The organism is Aestuariibius insulae (assembly GCF_040783535.2).
Lineage (GTDB): Bacteria > Pseudomonadota > Alphaproteobacteria > Rhodobacterales > Rhodobacteraceae > Aestuariibius > Aestuariibius insulae.
Genome location: NZ_JBFONW020000001.1, coordinates 1140435 through 1151682, shown reverse-complemented (window position 1 = coordinate 1151682; position 11248 = coordinate 1140435). Strand labels below are relative to the sequence as shown.

General features: G+C 59.3%; 11 protein-coding genes. 7 read left to right on the top strand and 4 right to left on the bottom strand.

The window, feature by feature from the left end:
* Nucleotides 1-169: 169 nt before the first annotated feature.
* Both AAD018_RS05630 and AAD018_RS05625 read right to left on the bottom strand, forming a co-directional pair.
* Nucleotides 170-1354, bottom strand: coding sequence for an FAD-dependent monooxygenase (locus AAD018_RS05630; protein WP_367313107.1), 1185 nt, complete (start codon nucleotides 1352-1354; stop codon nucleotides 170-172).
* Between the two features lie 27 nt (nucleotides 1355-1381).
* Entirely contained in the window at nucleotides 1382-2146 is a 765-nt protein-coding gene (locus AAD018_RS05625) for a Crp/Fnr family transcriptional regulator (RefSeq protein ID WP_367313108.1), read from the bottom strand.
* Nucleotides 2147-2287: 141 nt separating this feature from the next.
* Here AAD018_RS05625 and AAD018_RS05620 point away from each other — a divergent pair, with 141 nt between their 5' ends.
* From AAD018_RS05620 to AAD018_RS05600, 5 genes are all read left to right on the top strand, one after another.
* Nucleotides 2288-2728 carry a hypothetical protein gene (locus AAD018_RS05620; RefSeq protein ID WP_367313109.1) on the top strand — a complete coding sequence of 147 codons (441 nt, stop codon included), beginning with the start codon at nucleotides 2288-2290 and terminating at the stop codon, nucleotides 2726-2728.
* The gene (locus tag AAD018_RS05615; protein ID WP_367313110.1) at nucleotides 2728-3123 is read left to right on the top strand and encodes a phage holin family protein; all 396 of its coding nucleotides are present in this window, start codon (nucleotides 2728-2730) and stop codon (nucleotides 3121-3123) included. The genes AAD018_RS05620 and AAD018_RS05615 overlap by 1 nt, the downstream gene beginning before the upstream one ends.
* Nucleotides 3116-3970, top strand: a complete 855-nt coding sequence (locus AAD018_RS05610; protein ID WP_367313111.1) for a DUF3618 domain-containing protein — start codon at nucleotides 3116-3118, stop codon at nucleotides 3968-3970. The genes AAD018_RS05615 and AAD018_RS05610 overlap by 8 nt, the downstream gene beginning before the upstream one ends.
* Before the next feature lie 356 nt (nucleotides 3971-4326).
* Nucleotides 4327-5067, top strand: coding sequence for a Crp/Fnr family transcriptional regulator (locus tag AAD018_RS05605; protein ID WP_367313112.1), 741 nt, complete (start codon nucleotides 4327-4329; stop codon nucleotides 5065-5067).
* Between the two features lie 178 nt (nucleotides 5068-5245).
* Nucleotides 5246-5449, top strand: a complete 204-nt coding sequence (locus AAD018_RS05600) for a hypothetical protein (protein WP_367313113.1) — start codon at nucleotides 5246-5248, stop codon at nucleotides 5447-5449.
* 78 nt (nucleotides 5450-5527) lie between these two features.
* Here AAD018_RS05600 and AAD018_RS05595 read toward each other — a convergent pair whose 3' ends face one another.
* Nucleotides 5528-5947: a fasciclin domain-containing protein gene (locus AAD018_RS05595; RefSeq protein ID WP_367314197.1), complete on the bottom strand. Its 420-nt coding sequence runs from the start codon at nucleotides 5945-5947 to the stop codon at nucleotides 5528-5530.
* A gap of 207 nt (nucleotides 5948-6154) precedes the next feature.
* Here AAD018_RS05595 and AAD018_RS05590 point away from each other — a divergent pair, with 207 nt between their 5' ends.
* Together AAD018_RS05590 and AAD018_RS05585 are read left to right on the top strand one after the other, a co-directional pair.
* Entirely contained in the window at nucleotides 6155-6979 is an 825-nt protein-coding gene (locus tag AAD018_RS05590) for a DUF6502 family protein (RefSeq protein ID WP_367313114.1), read from the top strand.
* A 15-nt stretch (nucleotides 6980-6994) separates the two neighbouring features.
* Nucleotides 6995-7912, top strand: a complete 918-nt coding sequence (locus AAD018_RS05585; RefSeq protein WP_367313115.1) for a DUF5666 domain-containing protein — start codon at nucleotides 6995-6997, stop codon at nucleotides 7910-7912.
* Between the two features lie 36 nt (nucleotides 7913-7948).
* Here AAD018_RS05585 and AAD018_RS05580 read toward each other — a convergent pair whose 3' ends face one another.
* A complete protein-coding gene (locus AAD018_RS05580; RefSeq protein ID WP_367313116.1) occupies nucleotides 7949-11236 on the bottom strand; it encodes an ExeM/NucH family extracellular endonuclease in 3288 nt (1095 codons plus the stop codon).
* Nucleotides 11237-11248 lie beyond the last annotated feature (12 nt).

The window sequence follows — 11248 nt, the reverse complement described above, 5'->3', positions numbered from 1 at the left end:
GGGGAGGTGTCATCGGCGGTATGTCCAGGGGGGACGGTAAATTGGACATGCCGCCGATGATCAGGGGACAAGAGACATTCGGGAGTGTCTCTTCTGATGTGTGAACACCCGACCCCCGGTTGAGTTCCAAGAAAAATGCACCTGACCCGAAAAAAAAATGAAATGGCGCTTACTCGGTCGGGTCAAAGTCGTAGATCCAGCTCGATCTGCGCTTCAAAACGCCCGGCGCAAGGCGGCCCGCTAGCCACGCCGGACCATAGGTTGCTGCCCTAGCTAAAGCGTTCTTTTTATGGAACAACCTGACGTTCCGAGCAGACAGTGCAGCGATCCTCTGGCTGCGTTCCGACCGCAATTCGTAATACTGCGGCAATGCCTCGCGCACCGTCTTTCGTTCGAGAAGCCGCGCAAGAACGGCCGCATCTTCCATCGCCTGAACCGCTCCTTGTGCCATCGAAGGCAACATCGGATGCGCTGCATCTCCGAGAAGTCCGACCGATCCGTCTGACCATGACGGCAGCGGATCACGCTCGAACAGGCCCCATCGCCAAATCACGTCAACTGACCTCAGGCACGAGAGGATCGAAGGATGCCATCCGTCGAAATCCGACAGCGCATCGCTCGCGGACTCTTTCGTGCCCCACCCCTCGGCATCCCAATCGGGAGTTTCGACAACGCCGACCAGATTGACGACATCGCCTTTCCTGACGCGGGTTGTCACCACGTGACGCCCTCGGCCGACCCAAATGCACCCCGTTGGCGGAGGAGGCGCCCCTTCGAGTTGATCGACCGGGACCAGCATTCGCCACGCGGCATAGCCCGAGAACGTCGGGCGAATGTCTGGATGCATCTGCCGCGCAAAAACCGACCCGATCCCATCGGCGCCGAGAACCAGATCTCCGCCAAGCCTTTCTCCGGTCGCAAGCTCGACTTCTGCTCCATGCGCCGTTTGACGATAGCCAATGGCTATCTGCCCAGCGAGAAACCGGCCGGGCGTCACCGCCTCAAGCCGGGCCCGCAAAACCTGAACAAGGTCGGCCCGGTGCACCTGAACATACAAAGGACCGCGACCGTCCTCCCCGCCCACCAGCCGGTCCACCGGCAGCGAAAAAATCGGTCGACCTGACTGGCCAAGCCGCATCTCTATCGCTTCAGGTTCAAAGAGGAACGGCTCAAGATCCGCAGCCACATCCAACCAGCGAAGGACCCGCATCCCATTGGGCGAAATCTGTACCCCCGCCCCAACTTCGCCCGGCGTATCTGCGCGCTCCAGAACAGTGACATCCCACCCGATCCGGCTCAGCGCCAATGCCGCCGTTAATCCGCCAATGCCGCCGCCTGCAATAATGGCTTTCACGGATGCGACCCTCTCAGATCTTGTATGTCAGAGGGCCTGATCCAGCCTAGTCGTGTAAGACGGGAACCAGCTGATATCCATATCCTGATACCTGTTGGAGAAATCCGTCATCTCAGTCATCTCACCCTCTTTCAGGATCCTGATCGTCCCGCCGTCCCGTTTGATGAATCCATCCTCTTCCAGCCGCCGAAAAGTCTTACTGACATAGACATTCGTCAATCCGAGCAAATCTCCAATCTCGGTCTGCGACAGGGGAAGTCGCATCGTATCGGTCATCGAGACATTCGTGATCCGAAGCCGATGCAGAATATCGAGCAGAAGCGACACGATCCGCTCTCGCGCGCTCATCCGTCCCATCGCGCGGACAAGATCCATGAAAATCACTTGGTCCCGGACAGCCAGCGCAAACAGAAGCGCCGTCAGCCTTGGGGACAAACGAAACACGTCGTCCAGTCTCTTCTTGGGGAACGGACATAAGCACGCAGGCTCTGACGCTTGCACTGTGGTCGTCGCATGATGAAAAGCGAGATCCGGAAACCCGATGATATCGCCCGGATGAAAGATCCGAACCAATTGGCGCCGCCCGTCTGGCATGTCGACAAAGGCATAAAGCCAACCGGACTTCACGACATATAGTTTGGAGGTCTCCGTGCCGATCCGGGTGATGATCTCGTGCTTCTGCACATCGATCTGGTCCAGCTCGAACTGTGCCAAATGATGGCGGGATAAGTCATCGAGCTCGATATAATGCGACAGCTTTTGCACAAGGCAGCTGTCTTCTGTGTCCGTCATTCAGCAACTCCTGTCCTGCCTCAACAGCCAGAAGCACCCTGAGTTCCAGACAAGAGGCACAGGGAACGAACCGGCACGACAGCGCGTTTGAAATCTGACGTTCCTTCTCAAGCCCTCAAGACGACCGGGGAGATTGCCAAAATGCAAGATACCAAGACTTCCAATCCGAACTGGGATCCCGACGCCGCCGCACGCAAGATCAAGGATGACGCAGCGGATGTCGCAAAACATACGGCCCAAGATGCCAAGGGTCGAGTTTACGACGCGAAAGCCGATGTCGCCTCCGAGATCGGTTCAGCCGGTCTGGCCGCGCAGGATGCCGCCAGCCGGATGTCGCCGGGCAGCCCGCAACAAAGAACCCTCGACGAGATCGCGCGCGGCCTGACCGACGCATCGACCGCGCTTCACACAAAGACGATCGGTGAACTCGCCACCGATCTCAGCCAATTCGCACGGCGCAATCCCGCTCTCTTCCTCAGCGGGGCAGCCGTTCTTGGCTTTGCGGCAACGCGGTTTGCCCGCGCAAGCAGCCCGGCAGTCGTGCCAGGGCGGATCGATCCTGCCACGGGGAGCCGTATTTAATGGCAACTCAGGACAACATCCCGCCCACCAGCCTCGTCGAAGATGCCCTTCGCCAAGTCAGCGGCCTGGTTCGTAGCGAAGTTGATCTGGCCAAGGCTGAGATCACTCAGAACCTCACTCGCGCTGTCAAAGGCATCGTCCTGATCGTCGTCGCCACGGTGCTGGCGATCACCGCGCTTCATGTTCTGGCCGGCGCTCTTGTCGCTGCTTTTGTGCAGCTCGGCCTGACGCCTGGCCTCGCCGCTCTCGCGGTTGCTGCCCTGTTCGGCGGCGTGGCCGCCGTGATGATCATGATGGGCGTGAACGCTCTGAAATTGTCATCGATAGCGCCAACTCGGACTGCCAAAAACCTCAAAAGAGACGCCAATGCGGTAAAGGAGGTCTACGATGCCTGACGACAAACGCACCCCCGAAGAGATCGAGCGCGAGATCGAGCAAGAGCGCGAGAATCTCACCCAGACTCTGAACCGGCTGCAGGACTCCTTTTCTCCCGAAGCCGTAGTCGACAAGATCGGAACGCAGATCCGCGAAAACGGAAACGATGTTGCACGCACACTCGTTAATACGATCCGCGAGAACCCGGTCGCATTCGCTCTTACCGGCATCGGCCTTGCATGGCTGACACTGGGCGCGCCGCGCGACAAGGCATCGAAGACGCGAGCGCTCTCGCGTCCGCACGAAGTGCCGTCCTACCCATCGCTTCCGCCAGCCGCGAAGGGTGAGTGGGCGCGCAAGGCGGGCCAGATCGAACTCACGCCAGAACAACAGCAAGCCGAAATGAAGGCGAGCGTTGCGCGCCTCAAGCTCCGCTCGAAGGAATGGCGGGATCGCCTTTCTGAAGGAACGGAAGGCCTCAGCGAAGAAGCCCGTCTGCGCGTGCTCATCGCTCGAGAAAAAGCGTTGTTCTATCGCGACCAGTTCGAACGCGGCTATACAGCCAACAAAGAAAAGGCGGGAGATCTCTTCGAAGAGTACCCCTTGGTCGCGGGCGCTTTGTCCATGGCCTTTGGTGCAGCGATCGGTGGCGCCCTGCCTCGCTCTGACTTCGAGGATCGGGAGTTCGGACGCTACAGCGACGATCTCTTCAATGAAGCCGAAGACATCTTCAAGACCGAGATCGAAAAAGTCGGGACGCGCACGAAAAACGCAGCGCGTGACGCCACCGATGCAGCGAAGGATAGTCTGACAGGCACATCGAGCCCCGAGGGATCTTCCCATTTGGCCACAGCGAGAACGGCCTGATCTTCTGATCGTAAAAGGAGGTGCCGGGCGATTGCGCCCGGCATCCTCGTGAACGAAAGAAAACTGCGCAAAATCAGCAAAAATTAACCTTACGTCACCCTCGGATCATCTTGCCCTTAAAGCATCGAGTTGTCGCCTGACATACGCACAAAGACAGCTTCCTGCTCCTTTTCGAGCCGAAATCTTAACAAATTTATCTAATGTAGATAAGAGGTTGAGCGATAAGTGCTTCATATCCATGGCGCAATTAATCTTGTTTAATTCGCCTTCCCTGACTTTTGGATAGGTATTCTCCAACGTGAAGTCCGACCTTCGTGCATCCACGATGATGTCAGGCGACAAATGGAGAATAGAACATGTCGAGGTATTCGAGCTCACTTCTGATTCGGCTCGAAAGATATCTTCCTTTGCAGGAGGCAGAGCGCGAGACAGTTGCGAGTCTCGAAAAGTCCGAGCTGCGCCTTGACAAAGGAGACATTCTTCTCGATCGCGGGCAAATTTCGAATCAGATTTATGTGCTGAAATCCGGGTGGGCGGTCGTCAGAACCCAGCCGAGCCGTGGCCTCAGCTCTATCGCCCGCATCTATCTTCCCGGCGAGGTCATCGGCTTTGCCGAACTCGGCCTTCTTGAGACGCCTCATACCGTATCGATGCAGACCAGCGGCATTGTCGGAACGTTCGACAAGGACCAGTTGCCGAAACTCTGGCTTGAACATCCTCGGATCATGTCCCTTCTAACGGCGCTCTCCAGTCTCGATCAGATCGCGATGCGGGACCAGATCTTTACGTTGACGCGCCTCGATGCGCGTGACCGCTTGATGTACTTTCTTCTCAGTCTCAGGTCCCGTCTGGCAGTGTCCATCATGGGGATGGGCGACCGCTTTCACCTCCCATTCAATCAACAGGAGATCGGCGATGTGCTGGGGATCACGTCAGTTTACGTGAACAAGATCCTTCGCCAGCTCTCGGAGGATGGCGATATTGAGATCGATCGTCCCTACATCCGGCTCGCCAAGCGTGAAGAATGGATCCGGCATGTCAATTTCATCGACCGCTTTGCCGAAGTCGACACAAGCTGGTTCCCAAAGGTCGCCTGACCGCACGGGCCCATCTTGCTGCCTGGAGTTGAGCCTGAAAATGGCTCGGCAACCAGCACCCCTGGCGTAGCCGGACCAGAGAGAAAGAGCCCAATCTGTTTCCCAGATAAAGACTCGTCACATCAAGTCCGAGCGGCTAACGATATTCCGGTGACCATCGAGACATCGGGAGATTTGCGTGCAAGACAGCATATCCGACGCGAGCCATATCCTGAAACTACCGGATGAGGACGTCCCTGCTTTCATCCGCCAACAGATCCTCACAAAGTCCTTCTCGACAACAGTTCGGAACCTGAACGCCGATATGCTCAGCACCAACGAGCAGGACCGCTCAGCCGCCTTGACGGCGCTCAAACGCCTTGGTCTGGACGCCGATAGCTAAGGCCTACGGCAAGTGCCCCCGACTCGGCGGCGAGGGCACTTAGATGTTTATAGACGCAAATCTGAAAGAGGCGTCTGCTTAAGGCAGAAGAACCGCATCGATGACATGGATGATCCCGTTCGAGGTATTGATATCGGCCGAAATTACGTTGGACGAATTGATCCGCACCCCGTTCGCGCCGTGCAGACGAAGCGTCTGTCCTTGAACCGTCGGAATACGCCCGCTTTGACCGGCAAGCGCAGACGCCGGATAGCGGCCAGGCGCTACGTGATAGGTCAGGATGCTCACCAACTGGTCCTTGTTCTCAGGCTCCAGCAGGCTCTCGACGGTTCCGGCGGGCAATGCTGCAAAAGCCGCGTCATTCGGCGCGAAAACCGTGAAGGGACCCGGACCTTTCAGCGTCTCGACAAGTCCCGCAGCCTGAACAGCAGCGACCAGCGTGGTAAAGTCTCCGGCCGCAATCGCAGTATCAACGATATCAGGCTGAGCTTCGGCCATGGGCGCACAGGCGCTCAAAAGGGCGGTTCCGGTCAGGACAGAACCAGTGGCAAGCAGCGAACGACGAGTGATCATGAAGGTCTCCAGTGCAAGTTGGACAAGTTAATTTTACGTGTGTGTTTTTTTCACACATGACCAAGTGTCACACCTGTCAGATAAGTCAAGTTTTCTGTGGAACTTTTTTCCACGCGGATCTACTTATCTGACATGGCTGACAATGCGCCCCAGAAATTTACCAATGTTGTCAAAGGTCTCTTGCGACCCTTGGTACGTTTGCTCATCGCGCGCGGGGTGTCCGCGCCGATGGTCTACCGCGCGCTGAAGGAAGTTTACGTCTCCACTGCGGTTGAGGATTTTGCAATTGGAACAGACCGCCCCACCGACAGCAGGGTCAATATCTTGACCGGCATTCACCGGCGCGACGTCAAATCGATCCGCGAAGCGATCGAAACCGGCGAAAGCGCAACCCGCCAGAAAGCCACCCTCCTGACAACCGTCATCGGCCGCTGGACCGGATCAGAGCAGTTGCGCAGCGAAGACGGAACTCCGCGCCCGCTCCCCCGGTCTGCACCCGATGGGCCAAGCTTTGAAACGCTCGTGCGGCAAATCAATCGCGATATCCGGCCGCGCACCCTGCTGGACGAATTGCTGCGGCTTAATCTGGTCGAGATCGATGAAAGCGACATGATCACGCTCGACCCTACCGCCATCATCGGCCCTGGTGACCAGGATCAAAAGGCGCTGTTCCTTGCCGAGAACGTTGGCGACCACCTTGCCGCGGCTTCCGAAAATTTGATGGAGGACACGCCGGAATTTCTCGAACGGGCTGTCTTCTATAATAATCTCAGCAAAAGCTCGATCGACGCGATCGAGGCTCGCGCCCGCGATCTAAGCCAGAACGCCCTGCTTGAAATCAACGCGATGGCGCGGCAATTCCAGGAAGATGACGCCCAGACAGGCGGCACATTGCAGCGCTTTAGATACGGGGTCTATTTCTACCGCGAAAAAGCGGATAGCGACCCTGAGGACTGAGAACGGATCGCCACGATGAAACGTCGTCATTTTCTTGCCGCTACAGCCGGCACATGTCTAAGCGCGCCTTGGCTGGCCGCACAGGACAGCACTCCTCCCTCCGAAGGCGGCATCGGCGGCACGGGTATCGTCGGGATATTGACCGACCTCGGCAGTCTGATCGTAGCCGGACGCCGGGTCGAGACGACCAACCGGACGCGCTTCGTTAATGCATTCGGGGCCGCCCGCGAAAGCGATATCGGCATCGGCACCGCCTTGACGGTCGAGGCGGTGGCCCAGGGCGGCGCCCTCGTCGCGCAGCGGGTTCTCGTCAGCTATCCGCTGATCGGCACCTTGATGCAGGACGGATCGGTCAACGGAATCCGCGTGATCGCCGAACCCGGCGCCGTCGGACGCCCGGCCCCCGGAACCGTCGTCGCCGTCAGCGGTGTCTGGCGGGATGGCGCGGTCGTGGCAAGCCGGTTCGACCGGATCACCGGCGCGCCCTATTCGGTTATCGCAGGCGACATCCTCAGGGATGCGGATGGCAGCTGGCGGATCGGCACCGCCCGGCTGACCCTGCCGTTCGGAGCGCGCCCAACCGCAGGCACCTACGTAACAGCGCTCGGCAGTCCAGAGACGGACGGGTTCACCGTCAGACGCCAGAGCGCCGGGCGCTTTGGCAGGCGCGCCGTTCTGGGCGCCCTCGCGGTCGAGGGCTATCTGCGCCCTGCCCCTGCTGCACCCGGATACCGGCTCGCCGGTCTGGGCCATTCCTTCGACGAAGGCGCGCAGCTTCAGCCCTTCCACGGGCATAGGGCCCTCTTTACAGGTCCCTATGTGCAGACGTTCGAGGTATCGCGCGGGCTCATCCTGCCCGAACGGCTCGACCAGCGCAGGGCGGCAATGCGCGATGTCCTTGCGGGTCAGGCAACCTTCCGACCCGCAAGGTAGATCAGGCCCGCCGGAGTAGTCGGCAGGTCTGCACGTTCACAGTATGAACGCGTCGGGGTTCGTTCCGAGATCCAGACCGATGATCAGCGGATCATGATCGGACGCCGCAAAGACGTCATCGCTGTAAAAACCCGCATCGTTGAAGGCCGAATTGTAGTTCAGCAGATCCGGCTCCTGCGCGTTGATATGCCACTCGGTCGCGCCGGTGATGTTGTCAGCCAGCCCGGCAGATGCGAAGCCCTGATCGAGCGTGCCTTGCTGGCCGTCGAAGATGAAGCTGAACGCATCCTCCTGACCGCCTGCAAACTCGTCGATCACATCGACATAGTCCGCCGATCCATCCCCGTTCAGATCAACATCGCGGAGCGTCTGCGTGGGATCGTCCTGCGCATAGGCATTGAAATCCCCCAGAACCAGAACGTTTGCGCCATCGCTGGTTCCGTATTCGTCCTCGAGATACTCGGTCAGCTCGGTCGATCCATCGTTCCGCACGGCATTCCAGAATCCCTGACCATCTCCCTGATCAAAGTTGGGATCGGCCTTCAGTGCTGCCAGATTGGCCTCGACCATCGCCACATCCTCGGGCGGGATGGATCCATTCGCCAATGCCGTCTCAATCCCGTCCGCAAGGTCCTGCAGGTTGCTGTCGCCCTTGGACTTGTGGTGGACCGATACGACCGTGAAGGTCTCCCCGGTCTCGTTATCCTCGAACGTCGCAATGGTTGCCGGACGGTTCCGCTGGAAGTCCCCAACCTGATCGCCGTCGGAGACGTAAGGATTAAGCTGCTCAGCAATCGCAAAGGTCGCCTGTCCGCTCGCCTCCTCGAAGACCAGCGTTTCGGAACTGACCAGAGTCACCGCGTTTGCGTCATAGAGGATACCGGTCGTGATCGCATCCGTTCCGATGAAGCCATCACTGCCCGGATCGGTCGGATCGACAAAGCGGATATCTGTCGCCGGATCGGCCGCATCCAGCTCAGAGGCCAGCCTGACGATCGCACCATCCTCACCGAAGCCGTTATTCTCGACCTCCTGAATGGCAAAAACCTCCGCGCCAGTTCCGGTCAGCGCGTTGACAAGGCTGTCCGTCTGCCGGTCGAGATCCTCTTCCGAAGACGCACCCCGTGGATCGAGCGCTCCGTCCGGTCCGGTCGTGTTTCCGTCCCGGTCCAGCGTGGTGAAGTAGTTCAGCACGTTGAACGATGCGATCTGCAGGCTACCGCCCACATCGTCCGGCGTCTCCGGCCGCGCATCCCCGTTCGTGCTTTCGTCGATCTCCATCGTCTCGGTCGCATAGACGCGGTAATTGCCGAAGCCTTCCGACATGATCCCCTCGATCGGCGCCGTCACTTCGGCCCCAAGGCGCAGCGTGCCGCCCTGATCGAAATCATCCCCCGCATCCAGGATTCCGTTGCCGTTATCGCCCGGCGAGGTGTTCGGAATGAACGCGAACTCGCTCGGATTGGAGCCCAACGGACCGTCATCGATGATCAGCCGGTTGTTCGCGTTCGCCTCTTGAAGTGCCGCGATCTCCGCAGCTTGCGTCTGCGCATCGAAAAGCTGTGTCGGCTGGGTCTGCGTGCCGGCGCTCACCGTGATCTCGCCAAACCGGTCGAGGTTGAAGTTCTGCGTCACCGTAAGCGCTTCGTCCACCTCTCCGCTGACGACCTCGACCCGCATCCCTTCGACGGCCTCGTAATCGACATCCGCATCCGTCACCCCGGACACGGCGATGGTCACCGCCTCCGGCAGATCACTGATCGTCGCATCCGTGACCGTCGTGGTACCGCCGGAAAGCTGCGTCAGCCCACTGAACTCGCTTACGCTCCCGCTAACCTCGACGGTCTGCCCGACCTCGACCAAGCCATCGCCAGGGTTCGTATTGGACCCCGTAAAGACGAAGATGGCCTCAGACGTCGCCGCATCCCCGTCGCTATCGGCGTCTTCCTCCTGCACGTAATAGCCGTTGCTCGTCGTATAGGTGACGATCCCCTCGACCGTGACGGTCTCGCCCAGCAGCGCCGCTTCGCTGCCGCTGCCCTGAACCTGTGAAATCAGAACGAACTCGCCCCCGCCGCCAGTATCGCTCGCCCCCCCGGGAGAGCCCACATCGCCCCCCGAATTGCCGCCATCGGTATCGGACTGCTGCCCCTGATTGACCGGCGTATCGCCGCCCACGGTGGACAGGGCCCAATTGCTCCCGTCATTGGCGTCCGAGGCCAGATCCGTCAGGTAAATCGACGCGCTGTTATCGTCGGAGGGCCAATCTCCGCTGTCGTCATAGGTAACCGTCACGACCGTATTCTCGCGCGCCTCGAAATCGGACTGGTAGCTGTCGAAATCCGACCAGATCGAGATCGTGTCGCCCCCGTTGTTCAGCGCCAGATCGTTCCACTCGGTGACGGCGATCAGCGTCACGTCCTCCTCGAGGTTCCACGCATCGCGGAACTGCTGCTCCGTCAGATCGTCGCCGTTATAGAGGATCGTGCTGCCGCCTGCCGCAACCGTCCCGGCCGCGATATTCGCGCTGGACACCTGCGTCGCATTCCCGTCATCGATAACGTATCCGGCGAGATCCAGATCGGCACCCCCCGTATTGCTGACCTCGACCCACTCCCAGTCATCCTCCGCCGAGGCCGGGTTATACATGATCTCGGACAGCACCAGGTTTGCTTCTACCGGCGCATCGTCCACCCCCGTCACCGTGACCGTGACCGTTGCAGTCTCGGTCCCGCCCTGTCCGTCGCTAACTGTATATGTGAACGTATCCGTCGCCGTTTCGCCATCGCCCAGTGCGTCGAACAGATCGCCCGGATCGTAGGACACCGCGCCATTCACTAGCGTTACCGAAGCACCCGCCTCGCTCGTCGCGGACACGGCTGTCACGCTCAAAGCATCACCGTCGAAATCGCTGTCATTGGCCAGCAGATCCGCCGCGGAGAACACCGCTCCATCGTTTTCCGACGCGGTCACCTCGTCGCCCCGCGCCACCGGACCATTGTTGCGCCCGTCGACAAAGATCACCCCGTCATCGAACTGCAGCGTCTCCACGCCATAGAGCAGATCCGCCCCATCCGCACCGACGACCGATACCGGATTAAAAAAGAACGGCGACCCCGAGATGATCTCGTAATCCTCAAAGCTGCCTGAAAAAACGGCAGTGTCCGACCCAAATCCGCCAAAGATGACGTCGTCACCCGCCCCGGCATTGATCACATCATCGCCAGTCAGCGCGAAGATCGTGTCGTCCCGGTCCGAGCCGTTGATCGTGTCATTGCCGAAGCTGCCAAAGATATAATCGCGGAAAAAGAGGGAAGAAAACATGGGGAAAGTCCT

Coding starts and splice junctions, on each gene's coding strand:
- AAD018_RS05625 (WP_367313108.1), bottom strand. CDS start 2,146: ATGACGGACACAGAAGACAGCTGCCTTGTGCAAAAGCTGTCGCATTAT.
- AAD018_RS05615 (WP_367313110.1), top strand. CDS start 2,728: ATGGCAACTCAGGACAACATCCCGCCCACCAGCCTCGTCGAAGATGCC.
- AAD018_RS05605 (WP_367313112.1), top strand. CDS start 4,327: ATGTCGAGGTATTCGAGCTCACTTCTGATTCGGCTCGAAAGATATCTT.
- AAD018_RS05620 (WP_367313109.1), top strand. CDS start 2,288: ATGCAAGATACCAAGACTTCCAATCCGAACTGGGATCCCGACGCCGCC.
- AAD018_RS05580 (WP_367313116.1), bottom strand. CDS start 11,236: ATGTTTTCTTCCCTCTTTTTCCGCGATTATATCTTTGGCAGCTTCGGC.
- AAD018_RS05590 (WP_367313114.1), top strand. CDS start 6,155: ATGGCTGACAATGCGCCCCAGAAATTTACCAATGTTGTCAAAGGTCTC.
- AAD018_RS05585 (WP_367313115.1), top strand. CDS start 6,995: ATGAAACGTCGTCATTTTCTTGCCGCTACAGCCGGCACATGTCTAAGC.
- AAD018_RS05610 (WP_367313111.1), top strand. CDS start 3,116: ATGCCTGACGACAAACGCACCCCCGAAGAGATCGAGCGCGAGATCGAG.
- AAD018_RS05595 (WP_367314197.1), bottom strand. CDS start 5,947: ATGGCCGAAGCTCAGCCTGATATCGTTGATACTGCGATTGCGGCCGGA.